This is a genomic window from Gelidibacter sp. (assembly GCF_053579655.1).
The window spans coordinates 26,676-49,786 of the sequence record NZ_JBMDWE010000025.1 but is presented as its reverse complement, the minus strand read 5'-3'; the positions used below and the strand labels follow the sequence as shown (position 1 = coordinate 49,786).

General features: G+C 37.1%; 20 protein-coding genes and 1 tRNA gene. 11 read left to right on the top strand and 10 right to left on the bottom strand.

The genetic code is table 11. The annotated features are described in order from the left end of the window. Positions 1–115 precede the first annotated feature (115 nt). The 4 genes from ACOH2D_RS13040 to ACOH2D_RS13025 form a co-directional block, all read right to left on the bottom strand. The gene (locus ACOH2D_RS13040) at positions 116–673 is read right to left on the bottom strand and encodes a sigma-70 family RNA polymerase sigma factor (protein WP_348038312.1); all 558 of its coding nucleotides are present in this window, start codon (positions 671–673) and stop codon (positions 116–118) included. A gap of 431 nt (positions 674–1,104) precedes the next feature. Then, entirely contained in the window at positions 1,105–3,138 is a 2,034-nt protein-coding gene (locus ACOH2D_RS13035) for a M3 family metallopeptidase (RefSeq protein WP_449535505.1), read from the bottom strand. A gap of 212 nt (positions 3,139–3,350) precedes the next feature. Next, the gene (gene purE, locus ACOH2D_RS13030; protein ID WP_348035438.1) at positions 3,351–3,836 is read right to left on the bottom strand and encodes a 5-(carboxyamino)imidazole ribonucleotide mutase; all 486 of its coding nucleotides are present in this window, start codon (positions 3,834–3,836) and stop codon (positions 3,351–3,353) included. Positions 3,837–3,933: 97 nt separating this feature from the next. Beyond that, positions 3,934–5,088 carry a 5-(carboxyamino)imidazole ribonucleotide synthase gene (locus ACOH2D_RS13025; protein WP_449535504.1) on the bottom strand — a complete coding sequence of 385 codons (1,155 nt, stop codon included), beginning with the start codon at positions 5,086–5,088 and terminating at the stop codon, positions 3,934–3,936. A gap of 154 nt (positions 5,089–5,242) precedes the next feature. On the opposite strand from ACOH2D_RS13025, the gene ACOH2D_RS13020 reads away from it, so the two are divergent. The 7 genes from ACOH2D_RS13020 (at position 5,243) to ACOH2D_RS12990 (ending at position 11,398) form a co-directional block, all read left to right on the top strand. Beyond that, complete coding sequence (locus ACOH2D_RS13020) at positions 5,243–6,352, top strand: adenylate kinase (RefSeq protein ID WP_348035440.1); 1,110 nt, start codon at positions 5,243–5,245, stop codon at positions 6,350–6,352. Positions 6,353–6,481: 129 nt separating this feature from the next. After that, positions 6,482–7,480, top strand: coding sequence for a GTPase ObgE (obgE, locus tag ACOH2D_RS13015; RefSeq protein WP_449535503.1), 999 nt, complete (start codon positions 6,482–6,484; stop codon positions 7,478–7,480). Between the two features lie 523 nt (positions 7,481–8,003). After that, complete coding sequence (locus tag ACOH2D_RS13010) at positions 8,004–8,237, top strand: hypothetical protein (protein WP_348037886.1); 234 nt, start codon at positions 8,004–8,006, stop codon at positions 8,235–8,237. A 93-nt stretch (positions 8,238–8,330) separates the two neighbouring features. Beyond that, positions 8,331–9,056, top strand: a complete 726-nt coding sequence (locus ACOH2D_RS13005; protein WP_348037888.1) for an SDR family oxidoreductase — start codon at positions 8,331–8,333, stop codon at positions 9,054–9,056. 454 nt (positions 9,057–9,510) lie between these two features. Then, on the top strand, positions 9,511–10,041 hold the full coding sequence (locus tag ACOH2D_RS13000) for a DUF4136 domain-containing protein (RefSeq protein ID WP_348037890.1): 531 nt from the start codon (positions 9,511–9,513) through the stop codon (positions 10,039–10,041). 212 nt (positions 10,042–10,253) lie between these two features. Then, positions 10,254–11,159 (top strand): leucine-rich repeat domain-containing protein, encoded by a 906-nt coding sequence (locus ACOH2D_RS12995; protein WP_348037892.1) that lies wholly within the window; start codon positions 10,254–10,256, stop codon positions 11,157–11,159. A gap of 166 nt (positions 11,160–11,325) precedes the next feature. Beyond that, a tRNA-Met gene (locus ACOH2D_RS12990) sits at positions 11,326–11,398 on the top strand. A gap of 109 nt (positions 11,399–11,507) precedes the next feature. On the opposite strand, the gene ACOH2D_RS12985 is transcribed toward ACOH2D_RS12990, so the two are convergent. The 3 genes from ACOH2D_RS12985 to ACOH2D_RS12975 form a co-directional block, all read right to left on the bottom strand. Beyond that, a complete protein-coding gene (locus ACOH2D_RS12985) occupies positions 11,508–11,645 on the bottom strand; it encodes a transposase (protein ID WP_449535517.1) in 138 nt (45 codons plus the stop codon). A 210-nt stretch (positions 11,646–11,855) separates the two neighbouring features. Further along, positions 11,856–12,707, bottom strand: a complete 852-nt coding sequence (locus tag ACOH2D_RS12980; protein ID WP_449535502.1) for an SMP-30/gluconolactonase/LRE family protein — start codon at positions 12,705–12,707, stop codon at positions 11,856–11,858. A gap of 121 nt (positions 12,708–12,828) precedes the next feature. Next, complete coding sequence (locus ACOH2D_RS12975; protein ID WP_449535501.1) at positions 12,829–15,081, bottom strand: S41 family peptidase; 2,253 nt, start codon at positions 15,079–15,081, stop codon at positions 12,829–12,831. Positions 15,082–15,341: 260 nt separating this feature from the next. Between ACOH2D_RS12975 and ACOH2D_RS12970 the strand changes: the two genes are divergently transcribed. After that, positions 15,342–16,124 carry an SOS response-associated peptidase gene (locus ACOH2D_RS12970; RefSeq protein WP_449535500.1) on the top strand — a complete coding sequence of 261 codons (783 nt, stop codon included), beginning with the start codon at positions 15,342–15,344 and terminating at the stop codon, positions 16,122–16,124. A gap of 196 nt (positions 16,125–16,320) precedes the next feature. Here the strand turns inward: ACOH2D_RS12970 and ACOH2D_RS12965 are convergent, their stop codons facing one another. Then, a complete protein-coding gene (locus tag ACOH2D_RS12965) occupies positions 16,321–17,814 on the bottom strand; it encodes a M28 family peptidase (RefSeq protein WP_449535499.1) in 1,494 nt (497 codons plus the stop codon). Between the two features lie 131 nt (positions 17,815–17,945). Next, a complete protein-coding gene (locus tag ACOH2D_RS12960; RefSeq protein WP_348034934.1) occupies positions 17,946–18,896 on the bottom strand; it encodes a L,D-transpeptidase in 951 nt (316 codons plus the stop codon). Positions 18,897–19,160: 264 nt separating this feature from the next. Between ACOH2D_RS12960 and ACOH2D_RS12955 the strand changes: the two genes are divergently transcribed. Genes ACOH2D_RS12955 through ACOH2D_RS12945 form a run of 3 tightly spaced genes read left to right on the top strand, consistent with a single transcriptional unit; the run spans position 19,161 to position 21,687 of the window. Further along, complete coding sequence (locus ACOH2D_RS12955) at positions 19,161–19,943, top strand: MlaE family ABC transporter permease (protein ID WP_348034935.1); 783 nt, start codon at positions 19,161–19,163, stop codon at positions 19,941–19,943. Further along, entirely contained in the window at positions 19,944–20,696 is a 753-nt protein-coding gene (locus ACOH2D_RS12950; RefSeq protein ID WP_348034936.1) for an ABC transporter ATP-binding protein, read from the top strand. A 4-nt stretch (positions 20,697–20,700) separates the two neighbouring features. Continuing rightward, positions 20,701–21,687, top strand: a complete 987-nt coding sequence (locus ACOH2D_RS12945; protein ID WP_348034937.1) for an MlaD family protein — start codon at positions 20,701–20,703, stop codon at positions 21,685–21,687. Positions 21,688–21,977: 290 nt separating this feature from the next. On the opposite strand, the gene ACOH2D_RS12940 is transcribed toward ACOH2D_RS12945, so the two are convergent. Continuing rightward, positions 21,978–22,823: a YqiA/YcfP family alpha/beta fold hydrolase gene (locus tag ACOH2D_RS12940; RefSeq protein ID WP_449535498.1), complete on the bottom strand. Its 846-nt coding sequence runs from the start codon at positions 22,821–22,823 to the stop codon at positions 21,978–21,980. Positions 22,824–23,111: the final 288 nt, after the last annotated feature.

Sequence of the window (23,111 nt, the reverse complement as noted above, 5' to 3'; positions counted from 1 at the left end):
CACAGATATCTCAGTCTCAATTTAATCTTTTCCCATAGCGTAGATTCGCAGTATTGTGATTTGTCACAAATATGATATGCTTCTTCTTTTGAAATTAATATCAACCTTAACATTGCTATAATTTAAACCAGTTTTTTTCTAAGCATTCTGCCATAGAGGTGCGCGCACGATGAATAATGACCCATAGGTTAGACGGTGTAATTTTTAATTCATTACAGATCTTTTCAGTATCATAATTTAAAATACTTTTCATTTTAAAAACGGTGGCTTGTTTTTCGGGGAGCTTGGCCATACAATCGTAAATGGCATCGCCAAGCTCCGTGTTTTCAAGCGTATCCAAAGCGTTTAAATAACCTTCATCTTCCACACGTTCTTCAAGCCAATCGCCTTCATTGTCATCATTGCTGTAAGTCATTCGTACTTCTGCCTGTCCTTTTGTGGAATTTATTTTTCTATAATAATCGATGATTTTTCGTTTTAAGATGGAAATCAACCAAGTGCGTTCGCTTGCTTCGCCTTTGAAATTCTTCATCGACTTTAAGCCAGCAAAAAAAGTATCCTGAATGATATCTTTGGCTATTTCACGATCATTTATACGTGAAATGGTATAATTAAAAAGATAATCCGAATAAAGTTCGATCCATTTATTAGGATTAAGCAGATGATTAGACATTTGTTTAGCAGCGATTTGTATTAAAATTAAGGAAATAAATCCTAAGTTTTCAATAAGTTATATAAAGAATCATTGTTGTCCGATTAAATCTGCGTTGATCTACTAAGAATAGAGATAAATAAAGGTCCTTCAATGTTTTTGATCCTCAATCTCCTTCATTTCGAGGTTTTTTGAAAACTAATGCTAAAACATCATAACCTATTCTAATTCTGAATTTCACAGCCCTTATTTTCAATTAATTACGTGTTTAGTCTTTGTTCTTTGTTCTATCAGCAAAGCGGTCTTAATTCTTTTCCGGACAACAATGATAAAGAATGTCTAAAGGTTTTGGGTTCTCAATGCTTGATACAAAAAAATTCAAAACCGATAGGATCTCAGCTATTGATCCTATCGGTTTCGACCGCATTTATAGTTATGAAAAATTAAAACACTTACTTCTCAATAAGTCCAGCGCGTCTTAATAAGGCTTCCGGCTGAGGTTCTTTTCCTCTAAAGCGTTTGTAAAGTACCATTGGATCTTCAATGCCGCCTTGAGAAAGTACGTTGTCCATGAATTTTGTGGCTACTTCTTTGTCGAAAATGCCTTTTTCCTTAAAGAATTCGAATGCATCGGCATCCAATACTTCCGCCCATTTGTAACTGTAGTATCCGGAGGAGTAGCCGCCTTGAAAAATATGAGAAAACGAGGTGCTCATACAATTTTCCTTCACATCTGGAAAGAGTTGTGTATGTTCAAAAGCTTTTAATTCTTGTGCTTTCACCTCAGTTATTGATGATGGATCACTGCCATGCCAACTCATGTCCAAGAGGCCAAAACTCAGTTGACGTAGGGTTTGCATGCCTTCATGAAAAGCAGCCGAATCTTTTATTTTTTGAACTAAATCCATGGGGATCAATTCGCCAGTTTGGTAATGGGTGGCAAATAATTCCAAAGCTTCTTTTTCATAACACCAATTTTCGAGAATTTGGCTTGGTAATTCCACAAAATCCCAAAACACACTCGTGCCCGATAAACTTGGATAGGTTGTATTTGCTAACATCCCATGCAGTGCGTGTCCAAATTCATGAAATAAAGTCGTCACTTCATTAAAAGTCAATAAGGACGGTTTTGTTTTGGTAGGCTTGGTAAAGTTGCACACGATGGAAATATGCGGACGCTCCTCGGTACCGTTTTTTATATATTGAGGTTTGTAGCTGGTCATCCAGGCGCCATTTCTTTTTCCTGCTCTTGGGAAAAAATCGGCGTAAAAAATCGAAATAAATTCGCCTTTGGCATTGGTTACTTTATAAGTTAAAACATCTTCGTGGTATTTGTCGATGGTGTTTATTTCTTCAAATTCTAATCCGAATAATTTTTGTGCCACTTTAAAAGCCCCGTCAATGACATTTTCAAGCTTGAAATAAGGTTTTAGCTTTTCGTCATCCAAATCAAAACGTTTTTGTTTTAATTTTTCTGCATAATAGCCCGAATCCCATTTTTCCAATTGGGTAATGCCGTCTAATTCAGTGGCGAAATCTTGCAGTTCTTGAAATTCGCGAGCGGCCGCTGGTTTTGCTTTTTCTAAAAGTTCTTCTAAAAAAGCTTCGACTTTTTCTGGCGTTTTGGCCATGCGCTCTTCCAATACAAAATGAGCATGAGTTTTATAGCCTAATAATTGGGCGCGCTCAAATCGGAGTTTTGCTATTTGCAATACATTGTCTTGATTGTCCAATGCATCGCCTTTAAATGCTTTTTTTCCTGCAGCAATGGCTAGTTTTTTTCTCAGTTCCCTGTTGTCCGCATAGGTCATGAATGGGATGTAGCTTGGGTAATCCAAAGTAAACAGCCAGCCTTCTTGATTTTTGCTTTCTGCGAGTTGTTTGGCAGCTTCCAATTCCCCTTCTGGAAGTCCAGAAAGTTCATCTTCGTTCGTGATTAACATCTCAAAATTATTGGTTTCTGCCAAGACATTTTCGCCAAACTTGAGCTTTAGTTGGCTCAATTGTTTGTCGATCTCTCGAAGTTTTTGTTTTTTATCCTCTGAAAGATTGGCCCCATTACGGGCAAAACTCTTGTATTTTTTATCCAGTAGTGTATCTTGTTCTGTCGGTAAGTTTAAACTGCTCTTGCAATCATAAACCGCTTTGACGCGTTTGAACAAATCTTCGTTTAGGGTAATGTCATTGCTGAATTCAGATAATAAAGGCGAAACTTCCTGGGCTATTTTTTGAATATTGTCGCTTGTTTCGGCCGAATTCAAATTGAAGAAAATACTCGAAATCCGATCCAATTGTTGACCACTAAACTCTAACGCTTCAATGGTGTTTTCAAAAGATGGCGCATCTTCAGAATGAGTGATGGCGTCAATTTCTGCTTTAGCGTTGTCAATAGCCAATTTAAATGCGGGCAAAAAATCAACGTCTTTTATTTTAGAAAAAGGAGCCGTATTAAATAAAGTATCGAAAGGAGTATTTAGGATATTCATAAGTAAATGATGGTGATGTGTGTGAAAAATTCAGTGAGCGAGTTTTCTTAATAGCGTTCTAGTCGTCTGATTATTAACAAATTTTTGGTTTTATTTTGTAGAAAATATTTTTAAATTTGCCCAGCAATTGTAAAGAAGCCTTTAATAAGGACCCTTTGTTATAATTGATTAATAGCAGGAAAAACCTCGGCTTTCGTCGAGGTTTTTCTATTTTAATACTCTAATCCTTTGGCAGAATCTATAACTTTTGCTTTAAGGTCTTCCTTATAAGCTATTATTTTATCCATAACCTGTGGATCAGAACTTCCAATAATTTGTGCGGCTAAAATGCCTGCGTTTTTTGCGCCATTGAGAGCGACAGTCGCTACCGGAACGCCTCCTGGCATTTGAAGAATGGACAGAATGGAATCCCAACCATCAATAGAATTGGTGCTTTTTACAGGCACACCAATAATGGGTAGCGGCGATAAAGAGGCAATCATTCCTGGTAAATGTGCAGCACCGCCGGCACCTGCAATGATTACTGAAAATCCGCGGGTATGTGCATGCTTGCCGTAATCAAAAAGTTTTTCTGGCGTACGGTGTGCGGAAACAATATCCACTTCAAAGTCGATTTTAAAATGATTTAACATGTCGATAGCTTCCTGCATAACTGGCAAGTCGCTTTTGCTTCCCATGATGATTCCTACTTTGCTCATAATTCTTTTAAATTTTAATAGTCAAATGTTCTGTCTGACAATAGGTGATTTCGATTTCGATTTCGATTTCAATTTCGATTTCAACTTCATCTTCAATTTATTGACTGATCACTTTAATTATATTTTTAACGTCTTCTGCTATTTTTCGGGCTTCATTCAAATCTTCATTAACAATTGTGACATGGCCCATTTTACGAAACGGTCGGGTTTGTCTTTTGCCATAAATATGAGGCGTGACACCATCCATCGCTAAGATTTCTTCGATGTTTTCATAAAGGACATCTCCAGAATAGCCTTCGGCACCAACTAAATTAACCATGACACCAGCAATTTTATTTGCTGTTTTTCCTAGTGGTAAATTTAAAACGGCTCTTAAATGCTGTTCAAATTGAGATGTGTAGCTCGATTCAATCGTATGATGACCGGAATTGTGTGGTCTTGGAGCAACTTCATTGACTAAAATTTCATCGTTTTGAGTCTGGAACATTTCTACCGCCAACAAACCAACATGATTAAAGGCTTCCGAAACTTGTAATGCAACCAATAGGGCTTTGTGAGCCACTTGGACATCAATTCTCGCCGGACAAATGACATATTCCACTTGGTTGGCTTCTGGATGAAATTCCATTTCTACCACAGGATAGGTTTTGACTTCGCCACTGCTATTTCTACTGACAATAACCGCGAGTTCATTCTTAAAGGGAATCATGGTTTCTGCAATACATTCGCCATCTTTCAAGTCCTTTAAATCAGATTTCGATCGGACCACTTTCACACCATTGCCATCATAACCAAACTGTGCAGCCTTCCATACAAACGGCAATTGAAGTCCGCCGTTATCAATAGCATCTTCAATTTCTGAAACATAGGCGAAACGCACAAAATCGGCCGTTGGAATGTTATTGTCCACATAAAATAATTTTTGTGTGGCTTTGTTTTGAATGATTCTTAAAGTTTTGGAAGACGGAAATACTTTGACGCCTTCTTTCTCCAAAGTCTCTAGAGCGTTGGCATTCACATTTTCAATTTCAATGGTCAGAACATCAACGTTTTTTCCAAAATTTACTACGGTCTCATAATCCATTAAATCGCCTTGGGTAAATTCATTACAGGCAATTTTGGAAGGCGCTTCATCGCTAGGGTCTAGCACGCAAGTGTAAATGTCAAATTTGCGGGTTTCGCTAAGCAACATTTTGCCTAATTGACCACCACCAAGAATACCAAGTTTAAAATTTGAAGAGAAATAAGTCATGTTTTAGGATCTTACGGGGAGAATGATTTAAATTTTTGTCATCAATCTTGCAAAAATACACTTAAACTCCGAAATTAATCCATCAAATCATGAAATATCGGGAGTAAATTTTAAATCAAAAGTGTATCTTTGCGTCTTTTAAAATCCAATTATTTTGATTAAGCTTCACGATTTATATTTTAAGCCCTTCATTTCTGAAAAGGAAATTGATGTGGCCATCCAAAGAATGGTGGATGAGGTAGCCCATGACCTCAAAGATGAAATCCCAGTGTTTGTTGGTGTTTTAAACGGATCATTCATGTTTGTGAGTGATTTTGTCAAAAAATATCCGAAGCCATGTGAGGTGACGTTTATTAAACTGGCGTCTTATGAAGGTGTGAAGTCTACTGAAGATATTCAACGCTTAATAGGATTGACACAGGATTTGACTGGACGAACCGTTGTCATCCTTGAAGATATTATCGATTCAGGAAATACTTTAGAAGAAATCCACCGTATTTTTAAAAATGAAAAGGTTAATGAATTAAAGATTGCCACCTTATTCCATAAACCGGAAGCTTACAAAAAAGACTTTAAACTTCATTATATTGGTGTTAATGTTCCTACAAAATTCATCGTCGGATACGGATTGGATTACGACGGATTGGGACGGAATTTACCAGAAGTATATCAATTAAAAACCACACAATACATGACCAATTTTGTCCTATTTGGACCTCCTGGAGCAGGAAAGGGGACGCAAGCCAACTTTTTAAAGGAAACTTATAACCTCGTTCATATTTCTACCGGTGATGTGTTTAGACATCATATTAAAAATGAAACTGCACTCGGAATGCTAGCCAAATCTTTTATGGATAAAGGCGAATTGGTTCCCGATCAGGTCACTATTGATATGTTGAATGCCGAAGTAGAGAAAAATACGGATGCCAATGGCTTTATTTTTGATGGTTTCCCAAGGACAAATGCACAGGCAAAAGCTTTAGATGAATTGATGGATAGTAAGGACTCGCAAATTAATGCGATGGTTGCCCTTGAAGTTGAGGATGAGGTTTTGGTGGAGCGTTTGTTAGGTCGTGGAAAGACCAGTGGAAGACCGGATGATGCTGATGAGCAAATCATCAGAAACCGTATCAAGGAATACTACGAAAAAACGGCAATTTTAAAAGATTACTATGACGCCCAAGGTAAATATTGTGGTGTGAATGGTGTTGGCAGTATCTCAGATATTACGGATCGTTTGACTCAGGTTATAGATAAATTATAAGATTTCACAACTAAAAGCATCCATCATTTTTTGAACGCTAAATTTTTGTGAATTTTCAGATTTTATCTTTACGTACTTTAATAGACTAGATTTTAATTAATAAAAGTCCCGCGTTCGTGGGAAATGATCATGACTGAAGGAAATTTTGTTGACTATATTAGAATGAACGTTCAATCCGGAAACGGGGGTAAAGGTTCAATGCATTTGCATCGTGAAAAATATGTGGCAAAAGGCGGTCCTGACGGTGGTGATGGTGGTCGTGGTGGTCATGTGATCTTGAGGGGCAATGCCAACCAATGGACTTTATTTCATTTAAAGTTTAAAAAACATATCCGAGCAGAGCATGGTGGTCACGGGAGTGCTTCCAGAAGTACAGGTGCTGACGGCGCCGATGTTTATGTGGATGTACCCTTAGGAACTGTGGTAAGGGATTTCGAAACCAATGAGGTGATTTTTGAAATTACCGAACATGGTGAAGAGAAAATTATTGCCGAAGGCGGTATGGGTGGCCTCGGAAACTGGCATTTTAAGACGTCAACAAACCAAACTCCTCGCTATTCGCAACCTGGTATTCCTCTACAAGAGCGCGATATCCTTCTTGAGCTTAAGCTCTTGGCAGATGTTGGTTTGGTAGGTTTTCCAAATGCTGGAAAGTCGACCTTATTATCGGTAATCACTTCAGCAAAACCAAAAATTGCCGATTATGAATTTACGACTCTAAAACCCAACTTGGGTATTGTGGAGTATCACGATTTTCAGTCTTTTGTCATGGCCGATATTCCTGGGATTATTGAAGGTGCTGCGGAAGGAAGAGGTCTTGGACACTACTTTTTAAGACATATTGAGCGTAATTCAATTCTATTATTTTTGATTCCTGCCGATGCGGAAGATATCCTTAAACAATATGAAATCCTGTTGGATGAATTGCGCCGCTACAATCCTGAAATGTTGGACAAGGATCGTTTGATCGCCATTTCAAAAAGCGATATGTTAGACGCTGAACTTGAAGCGGAACTCAAAAAGGAACTGGATAAAACCTTGCCGATAGATTATATGTTTATTTCATCTGTAGCGCAAAAAGGCATTCCTGAACTTAAGGACAAGCTTTGGAAAATGTTGCATGCTTAACTTTAAAATAAAGTAAGTTCTGTTGCTTTAGTGACATAAAAAATAAATTTAAATTGCAACTTGTCGTTGCGAATTTTTAAATTCTCTCTAAAAGCAACCAATGAAAGACACCATTAAAGACATTATCGATAGCACTGATAATAGAGCAGGGCGTATTTTTTCTATTTTAATCCAAATTTTAATTTAGATTTCCGTCGTTACCTTTTCGATGGAAACGCTTCCTGATCTTGAGCCGTAAACTTGAAGAACACTGCGATATATCTATTTTTTTAGTGTACTTTATTTTACGGTTGAATTTTGATTAAGGATTTATGTGGACGATCAGAAAGTAAAATTCGCCTAATTAAGAGCACTTCGTTTTTTACGTTTTTTCAGGATTTTAAAGTTGGTTCGCTATAATAAAGCCATGAGCCAATTTTCAAGAGCGATCCTAAGTGCCTAAGAATAAATATTCTTATTTGTTTTCTTCTCTCTAAATCTTATTTATTTCGCTGCCGCTGGCATTTATTACTTTGAAAATCAAGTGCAGCTGGAACACTTATCATCTGTTTTGATAGTTTTTGGTGGTGATTATCACTTTAACCACAGTTGGTTATGGGATGTGTATCCTATAACTATTGGCAGAAAGGTCTTTGCATTTATCTTACTGATGATCGGTTTGAGGATTTTGGCCATTACTATTGGTTTCATTTCTTGCGCTTTGGCTAACTCTGTCGATGAACCAGATGATGTCGTTGATACTTCTAAAAAGCAATAATAGCCTTGGTTTTACAAAGTTTTAATACAAGTTTAATAGTTCATATGAAGTCTTGAGTTTTTCGTTTTGTAACTTTGGATAAAACCATATAATATGAAAGATTTAAAAAATAAAGTGGCCTTGATCACAGGTGGCAGTAGCGGCATTGGGTACGGTGTTGCACTAAGTTTGTTGAACGAAGGAATTAATGTAGCCATAACCAGTAGAGATGAAGCAAGAGCCAAAGCAGCAGCCGCAGAACTTCAAAAAATGACCACAACCTCCGCAAAAGCAATAGGGGTAATGGCCGATGTCCGGAAATATGAAAGCCAACAAAATGCCGTTAAACAAGTGTTAGCTGAATTTGGACAGTTGGACATTGTCATTGCCAATGCTGGCTTGGGGCATTTTGGATCCATTGAAGAATTGACGCCAGAGCAATGGCAGGAAACTATTGATACTAATCTGTCCGGCGTGTTCTTTTCCATTAAATCGAGTGTTGAGGCCTTGAAAAAATCGAAAGGTTATTTTATCAGTATTTCCAGTTTGGCAGGCACTAATTTTTTTGCAGGCGGTTCAGCTTATAATGCGAGTAAATTTGGCGTAACCGGATTTACACAATCGATAATGTTAGATTTGAGAGAGCATAATATTAAGGTGAGTACCATAATGCCAGGATCTGTAGCCACGCATTTTAATGGTCATGAACCGGATAATAGTGACGCTTGGAAAATCCAAAGTGAAGACATTGGCGAATTGGTCGTCAGTATTCTAAAAATGAATGAACGTACCTTGCCAAGTAAAATTGAGGTCAGACCGACGATGCCGGCAAGTAAGTAATTCATATTTTATTGCTTTCAAGACAACACGATGTCTTTAATGGATCTCCATTAAGTATCTAAAAATTTTGACACTCCCGATGGCTGACGGGATTACGAATGTTCACAAATTCATTCGTGCCCTGAAAATTTGAACTTACATCTTTATTGTAAATTTCACGAATAAAATAGACCTTAATTTGTTTTTTATAAAGTTGGAAGAATGGGTTTTAGTCTGATCTGTCATAAGTTTGCAGGGGAGGTATAAGGTTTTTGATATGCTTGTTTAGATTTAATGATTTAAGTCTTGATTCTAAGTAGCGAAGCGGCGTTTGCTGAGCTTGTCGAAGTGTCTTAATTCTTTTCTCAAACACTAGTAATGTTTTAAAAAATGCCTCGTGCAATTTCATGTCCTTGGACGTTGAGAGATGCTATCGAGGCATTTTTTTTGTTACCTTTAAAATAAAAAAGAAGTTATGAAAAAATCACTCCTATTATTTGGACTTACTTTAATTGTCTTTTCCTGTGCGGCGGTTCGCGTGAATTATGATTATGAAAAACGCACCGATTTCAACACTTACAAATCTTATAATTTTTATACCGATATGAATACGGGCATGAGTGAGCTGGATACCAAAAGACTTTTAGAGGTGCTGGAGGCTGGCATGCAGGCCAAAGGAATGTATGTTTCCGATTCTCCGGATTTCCTGATTAATATCAAAAGCAGCACGTTTCAGGAAGGCGGACGTAATAATGTTGGCGTAGGTCTTGGCGGTGGCGGCGGTCATGTTGGTGGCGGGATTTCCATTGGCATTCCCGTTGGACAAGCAACGATCAACAGAGAAATAGTGTTTGAATTTGTGGATGAAAATAAAACAGGATTGTTTTGGCAAGCCAGAAGTGAAAGCGCGTATCAACCAAACGCCAAGCCAGAGGCACGAGAAGCTCAGTTCAAAGCAGTCGTAACAAAGGTATTGGCGGGATATCCACCAGCTTCTAAAAAGTAATAATTATTTGACAATAAGAAGAAGATCATGGCAACTTATTGTGATGTTTTAAGAGTGGTTTTTGAAACTCATTAAAAAATACAACAAGTTGATTTACAGTGTTATGTGGATTGGCGCAGTGTCCTTGAGTGCGGTTCATCGAATATAATTGGAATTTCGTCGATAATATTTTACATTAGTCTTCTAGATATGCCAACCAAATTTTATTTTTTATGAAAACATTTAAAATTACATTGTTGTTCCTACTGATGACCGTTTTTTCTTTCGGTCAGATTTCAACCCAAGAAAAGAATGCTTTAATTGCGCTCTATAATTCAACTAGCGGTGCTTCATGGCAGACGGTTTGGGATTTAAAAACTCCGCCTCATACTTGGTATGGTGTTGAAGTTGTGGGTGACAAGGTTGTGTCGCTTAATTTGGATGCCAATAAATTAAAAGGAACTTTACCCAATGAATTGGGTGATTTAGTTCATCTGCAGCATTTAAGCCTATTTAGAAACGCGATCTCCGGAAACATCCCAGCGAGTATTGGGAAGTTAAGTGCTTTGAAAGAAATCAACTTGGCTTTTAATCAACTTAAAGGCCCTATCCCTGTCGAGTTGACCGATTTGACAGCGCTTGAATCTCTGCAGTTATTTATGAACGAACTGACCGGAAGGATTCCACAAACCATTGGCAACTTGGCCAACTTAAAAACTTTAGAATTATACAATAATAGTTTAATTGGGAGCATTCCAACATCGCTAGAAAATCTTACCAATTTGCAGACACTTGTTATTAGTAGTAACTCCTTATCAGGAAAACTGCCTTCAGATTTATCACAACTTAAAAAATTAAAAACACTCAGCGTTTTTGATAACCAATTATTAGGTGCGATTCCTAGTTCAATTGGAGATTTGGCAAATCTTGAAGAATTGGTATTGGCAAACAATGGTTTTTACGGAGAGCTGCCTTCAGAGATGGAAAAGTTGTCCAAACTAAAGACATTGCTTATCGGAAACAATAGTTTTAAAGGCGAATTAGCAGAATTACAAAAAAAGTTTCCTAAACTAGTTGAATTTGATTCACAAAATGGCAATAACGGCGGTGTGCTTGTTAGTTTAGACACAGAGGATTAGCGCTTTCAATACCCTATAACCAACTCCTAGCATTGATTTGTTAGGAGTTTTTTATGAAATAAAGTTTTGTATTCGATAAAAAACTTGTATATTTGCACTCGTTAAATGATACAGTCGGCATTATGAACCGAGAGTTAAAAGCTAAGAGCATCATTTTAATTTATATCGCGGGATAGAGCAGTAGGTAGCTCGTTGGGCTCATAACCCAAAGGTCACTGGTTCGAGTCCGGTTCCCGCTACTAGAAAAAAACAAGCCTTTCAAGAAATTGAGAGGCTTTTTTTATGGATAAAATTTTAGTGGATTGCTTCATAAAATGGATCAAGTCAAAAAGTTGTGGGATTTTAAGATTACGCATAAATTGTTGTTAGTCTATATAGGAAGAATTCTACGTTCCTAACCCCTCTGAACTGCGCCCTAAAAGCTTTTATTTTGGCATTGAACGATTCTGCAGAGGCATTGGGGATCAAGTCAAAAAGTTGTGGGATTTTAAGTTTTGAGAATTTAATTTAACCGCTAAGTTCGCAAGGTGATAAAGTTTCCTGGCGTCCTTTGCGAAATTCCTTTGCGCTCCTTGCGTTTAAAAAAAGAGGCTTTAGGCTAACTTCAATAATTTTTTGTTAGTCTATAGAGAAGTTTTCTAAAAAAGGGAAGTCTAATATAAATGCTGAGATTATTTACTTTAGAAATCTTACCCACTACAAATTAACAACTTCAATATTACCACGATCAGCCATCGTCACATAGACTTTTTTGTAATCATTGCTAAAAGTCAGGTTACTTGGTTTTTTACCTATCAATTCTATTTCCTTTAATAATTTACCTTTTGGAGAGAGAATGATGACGGTTCCTTTGCCATAGCGCGTCACATAGAGATTTCCATTAGGTGTGCAACGCATGCCATCTAAGCCATGATCTTCAAAGGACATCAGTTCTTGCTTGTTTTGGATCAAGCTATTTTCGACGATATCATAAACCCATATTTTGCGTTGGGCAGATTCATTGACATATAGTTTTTTACCATCAGGACTGACTTCAATACCATTGACGGTTCCCATGTTTTCTTCTAAAAGTTCGAAACCTTTGTCTTTGGTAACTTTCCATAATTTCCCAGTGTTATCTGACCAATTGGGATCACTGGCATAAAGCGTTTTGTTTGGAGCAATCGCGATATCATTAGGTTGGTTGGCGGTCGATTCATGGGCAAATATGGAAATCTTTTTAGTGACCAAATCAATCTCCAAAATATTATGATTGGTATAATCGGCCACAAACATTTGATTCTTTTCCCCGAAGCGAATACCATTCCCAATACTGCCATTACGTAGTTTTACAAATACAGAAGCTTCCCCATTGGGCGTCACTTTCCCAATAGTGCCTTGTTCTTCAAAATTGACCGCATAAATGTTTCCTTGATAATCTGTGGCTGGGCCTTCAACGCCAGGTGTGAAACTGCCTTCTTTAGTAAAATCATGACTTTTTAAGGGTTGTTGTACTTTGCAGGAGGAGGTCAATGCTATTAATAGAGCGAAGGTTATAAGTTTTTTCATTTTTATACGAGGGTTTAATGGGTGTGAACAAGCTTTCAATATACGAATAATATGAGAAAATTGAACTTCTCATTGTATGATTCAGGGCCGTTATTTTAAACTCAAAAAGCCCTAAAAGGGCTTAATTTAAAATAACATCTATAGCTTTTTCTAAAAATTCGTCTTTTCCTGATTTAATCCCATCAATAGTTTTGCTGACATAGATGTCTGGTAATACGCCTATAGTATGATGTTGAGAGCCGTCGTGCTTTACAACCTTCGTTCCAGTCCAGTTAATATTGTAATTTCCTAGAAGCGTAAATGGATTTATATATCCATTTGTACCTGCAGTTGGTTGGCCCACTATGGTTGCTAATTGATAATCTTTAATAAAACTCATATAACTTTCGGCATAGCTTATGGATCTGCCATCAATAATATAGACCACTTTTTTATCTCCTAAATATGGTTTTTTTGGTTCCATTTCCCATCCATGGTTCTCATAGCCTACGATTTTTTCGTGATCTGGATATATGATTTTAGGGACTCTCATCCACGCTGTAGAAGTGTCTTTTTCTTTCAAGAGATGTGAAATGAATTCATGGTTCCCATTAGGATAACCTCTTAAATCACAAATGATACCTTTTGCCTGTTGTAATTGTGGTAAAAGCGAAGTTATCGTGTCCATTTCAATGGTGTCAAGGTTGAGATAAAATATATTATCATTTAATAGTTTATAATTATTTTCCTGGATATTAATATCGTTTTCATAGTAATCATATTTTTTGTCACGATTTAGGATTACATTTTTATTGTTGATCTCTAGAACTAGATTTTCATCTTTTTTTCCAAATAGACTTTCGCTTCGCGCTCTATATTTCAACCATCCGTCAGTACTTGCAGAAATTCGAGAATTAATTTCTTTAAAATAGTTTTCTGATAATTCGTTATTTACTTTGGTAACGACATCGCCAATTTTTATTCCTACAAATCCATCTTTAACTTTGGTAATAACCAACTTATTTTCAATCCACTCCCAATTGATAGGCGGAACATATAGATCAATTTCAACACCACCTACATATACATGGCCATCTTTTAATGGGGCCGTAAATTTCTGCAATGTTATGAGATGATCATTTTCAGTTTTATCTTTTAAACTTCTTTCTAAAGCTGTTTCTAATTCTTTATCCCAATCCAAATCCACTTCACTAAAATAAGGGTAGAAATGTTGAAAAACATTGTAGATATTTATAACGTTGCCTAAGCGCATGGCGACATTATTTGGACTGTCATCTACATTTTTCAAATTGTTTTGTAATGTGGTTAAAGTTTTACTTTTAGGGTACGTATTTTCCTGGTTACCGTAAATATTTAAGGGTATTTGACAAAAAACGCCAGCCCCAATTTCTTTTTCTATGAGCTCCCCGAATTTCGGAAAGTACTCAAAAAGAGGCTCCTCTTTTACTATTTTAACTTGTCCTTCATAGGTAATAACTGCACTATTTTTGCCTTCTTTTTGTTCAGTATTTGATAGTGTATATGAATAGCCCTCAAGTTTGCCAGTCCATTCCGATTGTTCATTTTTGACGCCGATAGTGTTAGCTTCAAAATCGCTGTTCTTAATAGGTATTTCTATCCATATATTGTTCTCCTTATAATAGAGATGCACATCATCTAAAAATAAAGTTCCTTTACCAATTAAAAGATATCCCATAAACAGTACTGATGCTAAATCATCGACTTCTCCAATAATTTCATATTCCTTCCATTCATTACTTTTAATGGGATTAGCACCCATATTCTCAAAAAAGCCTATTTTATTATCAGGCTTGTCAACTCTTAACCATAAATGACCCGAACCTTCAGAATCCTCCTTAAGTTTTACCCAACCCGTATATTTTATTTCCTTGCCTTTATATTTCTCTGGATCAATAGAAACACTGAGGCTGCCAAAACCACTGGATTCATCAATTTCAGAAAAACTATTTACTCTGACACTCTTATAAGGACCTTCTTGGTTGTTCATGTCTTTTGAAACGCCTTGGTGTTGCCAATAAATTGATTGATAATCTTTGGAGTTACTAGGCGTAATTGCGTTAAGATCATAGTCCTGTACTGTATTAGAAAATATAATACTAGGTGCAATAGGTTTGAAAAGATCGTTGAGCGTCGCTAAAACCTCATTTGGATTATTACATTTTAAAATCTCGCTAGCTCCAAATGCGGCAAAACTATTCCAATCTATTTCTGAAGCTTCATCACTTGGATGAAAGTATTTCACATAACCATAAGCTTTTGCGAAGGTTTTTAAATGGTCTGTTTTTTCTTGTTGCTGTGCATAAGTGGCACTAAAAAATAAAATGACATAAACTATTGAAATAGTTTTTTTCATAATTCTAAATTTTTAATTGAGGTTAGCTTTATGAAAAGTACTAGTTTTTACGTACTAACATTTCAGTTTAACATTTGTTTGTATTTATTTCATGATATGAATATTGTTCAATTTTTATAAAATTATTCTAAGGAGACTTCATTTATATGTTTTCTTAAAGATTCTCACAATGAATTTCTCATTAAATGTCAATCTTTTCATATTTGATTAATGCTTTAAATTTCTAACTGTAATAGCTTAGATAAATAATATTCAAACAAATGTGCTACGATATAAAGGCTAGTGTTGAAACGCTACTGAAGCGCGCAGAGCGAAAAGGGGATAAAAGCGCTGTGGATGAAATCATGGAACGGCTTATTCCGTTAACCAATTTACCTTTATTTCATAGCATGGGTTTCAGTCATCCCACGGTATTGATCTATACCGACCGTTCGCCAGATTTTCCAGATGTGTCCACTTGGGGCTTATTGACGCATTGGGTCAGTGATACGGAACAAATGAATAAAACGTGGAATAATACTCTCAACGCACGTGGAGAAACCATCTTTGATAAAAACTCCTTTCGTGAGGCGGCAAAACAATCACGGTGTCTTATTTATGTGGACGGCTTTTATGAACACCATCATTATCAGAAAGAAATCTATCCCTTTTATATTTATAGAAAAGATAAAGAACCCATAATATTCGCAGGGTTTTACAGTGAATGGCACAATCCTGATACGGGCGGTAAAATGAATACGTTTTCCATCGTCACTACTAAGGGCAATGCAATGCTCTCAAAAATCCATAACAACCCTAAACTCGACGGCCCACGCATGCCTGTGATATTACCAGAGGCTTTGGCGGACCAATGGCTGATGACCTACACCGATGATTTGGACAAACAATCCCTTATCGAATTAATAAAAGCATATCCCACTGACGAGTTGATGGCGCACACCGTTCATAAGTTACGAGGGAAAAACAGTCTGGGAAATAGCGAGGAAGTTTCAGAATACTATCATTATGAAGAATTGCCCGACTTTGGGTTTGATGGAAACTAAATCTTAATAAAACATTGTCAAATGCCATCTATTGAAATAACGGTTGAGCGCATCGGTTTGCGGTTGAAGCTTCAAGTGTGATGATGTACTTTCCTTGTTCATCAATCAGACGGGATTCAAATTAAAAATGCCATAAAGCTTAAGGAATTACCCTTAAAAATTTATGGCATTGTATTTCTATAGTTGTTTTTATAAGTTAGTTGTTCGTACCTTTTAAATTATAAAGCTCTTTAGAAACCTCTTCATATTTGTCGCCTTGATTCCAAACTGGTGTTTTTGGGTCGTTGCCGATGTTTCTTCCTGCCAGTACATAAGCATTAAAGAATTTCAGCAAATAATCATAATCTAAAGTATGCGCTTCGTCTCCTGGTTGGTGGTAATATTTGGTAACGTCGCCATCAAATGTGGTAAAGCCTAAAGAGAAGGTAGGCGCAGGAATTCCTTTTTTAGCAAAATTGACGTTATCACTTCTGTCAAATAAACCTTGTTCTTTAGCCGGATCTTCAATCGCTTTTAATCCAAAGGCTTCCGCGGCACTAAAAATATTGTTTTCAGCAGTAGTTCTGGTCAATCCTATCACTGAGATTACAGAGGTGTCATTATAGCCGGCATTATCACTATTAAAACAATACACCATTTGGTTTAATGGTAATACAGGATTTTCAACATAATAGCTGCTTCCTAAAAGGCCTCTTTCTTCGCCCGTAAAGAGAATAAATAACGACGAGCGCTTTGTTGGATATTTAGCTAAGTTTTTGGCCATGCTCAAAACGGTAGTAGTGCCAACGGCATTGTCTCTTGCGCCGTTATAAATGGTGTCTCCAGTAGCATCGGGTGCGCCGATACCCACATGGTCATAATGTGCAGAGTAAATAATGTATTCATTTTTAAGCTTCGGATCGGTGCCTTCAACCATACCAATAACATTTTGACAATCGACAGCTTCTTCATGCTTTTCGCCAATAGCTATTTTAGAACTTATCTTCTTGGCAGTGCTTAATTGTTCTGCCATTTTTCCGTTTTTATCTAAAACCCAAACATAGGCAGTTTCTTTACCTTCACTTTTCGCATTGTCGCCTGAAGCAATGGTTATGGTCGGTCCATTAAAATTATGATTTATGGAGTTCCAGGTGCTGTCGTCTACTTTTAGCAACTCAAAAATTGCAGCAACCCCATGCTCTTTGGCCAATTTTTCCTTGGTACGACGTAAACCGAAAGCAGCTCTTCCTTCGCTAGTTTCAGGACTGCCAGCTTTTACAATAATAACTTTGCCTTTAACATCCTTACCCTTATAATCATCAGCTAAACCATGGTTTAAATAAATGGCGTCTTGGTTAGAAGTCATTGCTGCCGCATTGATAAATACGTAATCCGTAATTGCTTGCTTGTTTATTTCGATGGAGGAGTTTTTTGGAGGAGATACGCGTTTGAGTTTTACATCCTGATAATAGGTGCCTGTTTGTGGGTTTGGTTTGACGCCATAACTGCGAAGGCTATTGGCTAAATACGAAGCGGCTATTTTGATTTCGGGAGAGCCTGTTTCGCGTCCTCTTAAAACGTCGTCGGCTAAAAAGTAAATATGACCTTCAATTTCTGATTTGGTAATGGTTTCTTTTACTTTTTCTGCTTCGGTTTGTGCCGTTAAGGAAAATATGCATCCGAAGGTCAATAGTAGTGCTAGTTTTTTCATTTGAGTTGGATTAGTGTTAGGTGTTATTTTTTTATACTAATTATGGTTAGAAATCCTATTTTCACACACGCTCTGTGTTTTTGCAATAGGCGCCATTTTAAGCAACCGATGTCTAGGTCTTGAGCTGTTTTTTATAATTCAGATGAAATGTTTTTTAATTTAATTTTTTCAAAACCAGGATAGATATTTTTAAATTCTACGGTTTCTCCAGCATCATTTTTTCCAACTAACTCATATTTAAATACCACTTTGGTTCCTATCGGCGCGTAACAATAAACGATCCATGCATCCGATTCTCTTAAGCCAACACAGCCGTTGGAAGAGGCTTTGTCTAAGGTCGCCAAATTGGTGGTGGGATGAATAAGTTGACCCAACCTTCGACCATTGATTGCTGGTTCTAACCATGGAATCGCTGGAAGGGCCGTGTTTTTGCCGTCATCTCGATTGGTTCGGACATATTTATGATTATTCAGAGGGTTCCTAAATGTCGGATTTTTGTTGACCCTGATTATTTCTCCTATGCCTGGCTGTGTTCTCCTATCGACCGTGGATTGGGCCATTTCCATATATTTTTTTCCAACTTTTCCCACCCGAACAGGAAATTTATAGAGCTCTTTTCCATCTTGAAGGATGCGAAGTCTAAATTCTGGAATGTTTAATTCCAGTGTGGTGGCCTTTAGTTGGGCTTTTAGTTCTTCTGTTTTTAGGGAATCGGGAATGGTGAGAATTTGATCTTTTGTCAAAGCATTCAGGGCTTGCGAATCTTCATTAAAGATGCCTTTGTCCTTCAGATAGTAATAATCAGTATGCGCCAAAGTATCAATAATCCAAGGGTTATTATGAACAATAATGTATTCGTCTATCGGATAGTTGTGGGTTTGGTTATGTTCTGAAACAATACTGTCCATCCATTTAAAGTAGGAGCGAATGGGAACATCTTTCTTTACCCGTATTTCAATGGGTTTGGGTTTTTCGACCACTTCTTCGGGAATGATTTTGATCTCTTCTTCGTTAGTCTTTTTATTGGAATTTAAACAACCTACAAGCGCTAAGGAAAAAGCGATCACTAAAATGGTTTTCATTACTTGGAATTTAGTATTAATTAGGTTTGTTTGAATATACTAATTATATCAGCAGTGTTCAACAATGAATTATAAGTTTTTTGTCAGAAACAAAATAGACCATATAGCCAATAACTTTTTAGTTCAAAATATTATTAAAACTCGACTTTTGGATAAGATTACTCCTAATAATGTTTTCACAGAATTGTGTTTTTAAGGTGATTAGCTGCTCAATATCATCTGTATTATCTAAAATAGAGTTACATTTAAGTATACCATTTATAAATGAGCCAACCGAATTCCATCTTGGACCCCATTAAAGTATTCTTCGCCGAAATTGGCGATATGACCTTATTTGCGGGACGGTTTTTTAGAGAAGTTTTTAGTCCGCCTTTTGAGTTTCGAGAGCTGGTTCGTCAATGTTATAATATGGGCAATCGTTCGTTGTTATTGGTCAGTGTGACGGGGTTTATTTTAGGACTCGTTTTTACCTTACAGTCTCGACCTACGTTGATGCAGTTTGGTGCGCAATCCTGGATGGCCTCGATGGTTAGTCTTTCCATTGTTCGAGAGATTGGGCCGGTAATCATTGCATTGATCTGCGCTGGTAAAATTGGCTCAGGAATAGGCGCTGAACTAGGGTCGATGCGTGTTACGGAGCAAATTGATGCCATGGAAGTTTCTGGAACCAATCCTTTTAAATATTTAGTGGTCACACGAATTGTCGCGACAACCTTAATGCTGCCTTTATTGATTCTTATGGGCGATGCGATTGCTCTTTTAGGTTCAGCTTTGGTTGAAAATATTAAAGGGGATGTGTCGTTTCAGTTCTACTTTAATCAAGTTTCCGATGCCTTGCAATTCAGCGATTTACTTCCGGCAACGGTAAAATCGGTGTTTTTTGGTTTTGCCATTGGATTGGTGGGTTGCTATAAAGGGTATAACTGTTCTAAAGGAACCGTAGGCGTGGGCGAGGCTTCAAATTCTGCTGTAGTTTATATCTCGATGTTGTTGTTTATAATTGATTTTATAGCTGTATTCATAACCAATATATTTTTTGAGTCCTAAATGAATTCTGGAGAAAACATAAAGCAAGTATTAGAGATAAAAAATCTGAAAAAAAGTTTTGGGGACAATCATGTGCTTCAGGGTTTCAATCTGAAACTTTTTAAAGGCGAAACCTTGGTCATTATGGGCAAGTCGGGTTCAGGGAAATCGGTCATGGTAAAATGTTTGGTGGGATTGATTCAGCCAGATAGCGGCAGCATTACAATTGAAGGCGAGGATATTACGACGATGGGGCAAAAGGAGTTGGATATGCTTCGTACGGAGATCGGTTTTCTATTTCAAGGAAGTGCGCTCTATGATTCCATGACGGTACGTGAAAATCTAGAGTTTCCTTTAAGACGACATAAAGATAAAATAGAAAACTTTCAAGGCACTGAAGTCTTGGTCAAAGAAGCTTTGGAAAACGTGGGATTATTGCATGCCATAGATTTAATGCCGGCAGAGCTTTCTGGCGGAATGCAACGTCGCGTCGCCATGGCGAGAGCATTGATCCTAAAACCTAAAATCATTATGTATGACGAGCCCACCACAGGATTGGATCCAATTACAGCTAAGGAGATCATTCAGTTGATGCGCGATATTCAAAAGAAATACAATACTTCATCCCTCATCATTACGCACGATGTGGATTGCGCGCGTTTCGTTTCGAACCGAATAATTTTGCTGGTGGATGGGGTTAATTATGTGGAAGGCACTTTTGAGGAGCTTTCAAATTCAAAAGATGAACAAGTACAGGCCTTCTTTAAAACTTAATATTATGGGAAAATCAACGTCACAAAAAATAAAAGTCGGCATTTTTGTCATCGTGGGCACCTTGCTGCTTATTGTTGCGCTCTATTTTATTGGAAGTCGCCAGCAAATGTTCAGTAAAAACATTCTACTTTATGGCATTTTTGAAGATGTAAATGGACTCCAATTGGGAAATAATGTGCGTTATTCTGGCGTTAATGTGGGGACGGTTAGCAGAATCGAAATGTTGGAAGCGGGAAAGATTACAGTAGGCATGTCTATAGAAGAGAAAGCAGCCCGTTTTATTAAGAAAGACGCTATTGCCTCAATAGGTTCAGACGGTCTGGTTGGAAGTATGGTTGTAAATATCGTTCCTGGAGAGGATAAGTCCGCCCAGATGGTAGTTTCTGGAGACCTCCTACAAGTTTACAGTAAAACGAGTACTACTGAGATGCTTTCTACATTAGACAGAACGAATGAAAATGTGGCTTTGATTTCTGCAAATTTGTTGACCATAACCAATCAATTGGTGGAGGGAAAGGGCACTTTGGGGGCTTTAATGAGCGATAGTTTAATGGCTCAAGATTTGAAAAGGTCAATGGATGGGTTGCGAAAAATGACTTTGAGTGCCAACGAGGCTGTCTCTCAAATCAATACTATTGTCTCCAAAATAAATTATGACGATAGTGCGGCAGCGTTGCTTTTGAGTGATACCGTTTCCAAAAACCAAATCCAACACGTATTTGGAAATCTTGAAAAATCAAGTGATCATATCAAAGAAGTGACCAAAAGTCTTGAAGATTATATTTCCGATATAAAAACCTCCAAAGGCACTTTGAATTATATCACTCAGGATAAGATTTTGATTAAAAACATTGACTCCACCATGATTAATATAAAAGAAGCGTCTGAAAAATTGAATGAAAATATGGAGGCCCTAAAGCATAATTTCTTCTTCAGGGGCTATTTCAAAAGGCAAGAAAAGAAGAAGTTGAAAGAAGCAAAAGAAAAGTAAATTCATTGATCTTAAATTAAGCTAAAACTATGCACTTAGCTTCTGAAAATTTTGATGTGAATTTCACGGACTTATTCGTACGGTGGTAATTCTGGCTCAAATTTCGCAATATGAATTTCACGAATGCAACAGACTTTTGATCTGTTTTAAAAACACTACTAGAGCGCTTATCGGGTTGGTGTGGACTTTAGTTAATAGAAGTGGTTTAGTTTGTCTTTGTAAACTGAACACTCTCCTTAAAAAAGAGGTTTAGCTCAAATGGTCCTTTTTTACCTAAAAACAATATTCTTTTAAGAGTTTAAATTGTTTAAGTGCTTCATATAATTCCCTAATAGCCCACGGATTTGCTCCGCAGCCACAGGATTTGCTGAATGCACCTTATATTGTAGAGTTCGCAAATCGAGACCCGATTCGTAAACCAGCCATTTGGCAGCTGCTAAACCGTCTGGAGCAAGCTTTCCGTTGTCATCAAGTCCCAAATCGTTATCAAAACTAATGAATTCGGGAAGACCGTTTTTCATGATGTAATCCACGAAGTCATCGTAGGTTCTCACAATATCAAATTCAGATTCAAAGGTTTTGTCATACACCATCACAATAGATCTTAGATCGTCTAAAAAGAGTCTTCTCGGTTTTAAAATATTTGGAGAAACGTTCTCAAAGAATTTAGTGACTTCTTCCTCAAAAACATGAACAGGAATCCGATGTTCAAGGTCATACCGAATGCTGATATTATAATTTTGTGATTGCATTAATATATCGCCTAAAAAGCTCAAGGTGTCTTTAGGGCTGACCACGGTATCTTTAGAGCCTAAAACAATACTAATGCAAGAGCCGTTGGTTTCTGCTGTTTCAGGGATGTTTTGAAAAACACTTCTTTCAGACAATGCCGGATTGAACAGCAAAGCAGGAGTTTTAAATAATTTGGAAAGATGATATCCAGCAAATCCACCCATGCTACTGCCCATGATGATATCAATTTTTGCATCTTTATACTGGTTGTAAATCCACATAATACTGTCTGGATTGTTTTCATAATCGATGGCTGGCGACTGGACGTTTCCGTAGCGTTCGAGTATGACTCTTTTTTCGGGAGTTAAGCTGCCATTTAAGCCATGGATGTAGAGAGTGTTCATAGTTTAATAATATTTCAAAAAATAGATGTTATTTTCTTAATAATTGGTATTTCATAATAATTATTGTCTTCTGATTTTTTCCGATTTATTACTTTTGATATAAACTGCGCAACATGGCAAACTCCTCAAGATTTAGATTTCCAAAGACGGTTTTGTTTGTAATAACCTCACTTTATATCGTGGTTATATGTGCGAATTATTTTTTGTATTTCCAAAAACCCATAATAAATTGTGCTAAACAAATAATGGTAGGACAACTGTTGGCGTTGGCTTTTCAAGTGGTATTGA

Bases quoted from the DNA above. Each gene is read 5' to 3' on its own strand.
- ACOH2D_RS13005 (WP_348037888.1), top strand. From the start codon at position 8,331: ATGAAAGATTTAAAAAATAAAGTGGCCTTGATCACAGGTGGCAGTAGC.
- ACOH2D_RS12965 (WP_449535499.1), bottom strand. From the start codon at position 17,814: ATGAAAAAACTAGCACTACTATTGACCTTCGGATGCATATTTTCCTTA.
- ACOH2D_RS13040 (WP_348038312.1), bottom strand. From the start codon at position 673: ATGTCTAATCATCTGCTTAATCCTAATAAATGGATCGAACTTTATTCG.
- purE (WP_348035438.1), bottom strand. From the start codon at position 3,836: ATGAGCAAAGTAGGAATCATCATGGGAAGCAAAAGCGACTTGCCAGTT.
- ACOH2D_RS12940 (WP_449535498.1), bottom strand. From the start codon at position 22,823: ATGAACACTCTCTACATCCATGGCTTAAATGGCAGCTTAACTCCCGAA.
- ACOH2D_RS12960 (WP_348034934.1), bottom strand. From the start codon at position 18,896: ATGAAAACCATTTTAGTGATCGCTTTTTCCTTAGCGCTTGTAGGTTGT.
- ACOH2D_RS12975 (WP_449535501.1), bottom strand. From the start codon at position 15,081: ATGAAAAAAACTATTTCAATAGTTTATGTCATTTTATTTTTTAGTGCC.
- ACOH2D_RS12955 (WP_348034935.1), top strand. From the start codon at position 19,161: ATGAGCCAACCGAATTCCATCTTGGACCCCATTAAAGTATTCTTCGCC.
- ACOH2D_RS12950 (WP_348034936.1), top strand. From the start codon at position 19,944: ATGAATTCTGGAGAAAACATAAAGCAAGTATTAGAGATAAAAAATCTG.
- ACOH2D_RS12970 (WP_449535500.1), top strand. From the start codon at position 15,342: ATGTGCTACGATATAAAGGCTAGTGTTGAAACGCTACTGAAGCGCGCA.
- ACOH2D_RS13025 (WP_449535504.1), bottom strand. From the start codon at position 5,088: ATGACTTATTTCTCTTCAAATTTTAAACTTGGTATTCTTGGTGGTGGT.
- ACOH2D_RS13000 (WP_348037890.1), top strand. From the start codon at position 9,511: ATGAAAAAATCACTCCTATTATTTGGACTTACTTTAATTGTCTTTTCC.
- ACOH2D_RS13035 (WP_449535505.1), bottom strand. From the start codon at position 3,138: ATGAATATCCTAAATACTCCTTTCGATACTTTATTTAATACGGCTCCT.
- obgE (WP_449535503.1), top strand. From the start codon at position 6,482: ATGACTGAAGGAAATTTTGTTGACTATATTAGAATGAACGTTCAATCC.
- ACOH2D_RS12980 (WP_449535502.1), bottom strand. From the start codon at position 12,707: ATGAAAAAACTTATAACCTTCGCTCTATTAATAGCATTGACCTCCTCC.
- ACOH2D_RS12945 (WP_348034937.1), top strand. From the start codon at position 20,701: ATGGGAAAATCAACGTCACAAAAAATAAAAGTCGGCATTTTTGTCATC.
- ACOH2D_RS12995 (WP_348037892.1), top strand. From the start codon at position 10,254: ATGAAAACATTTAAAATTACATTGTTGTTCCTACTGATGACCGTTTTT.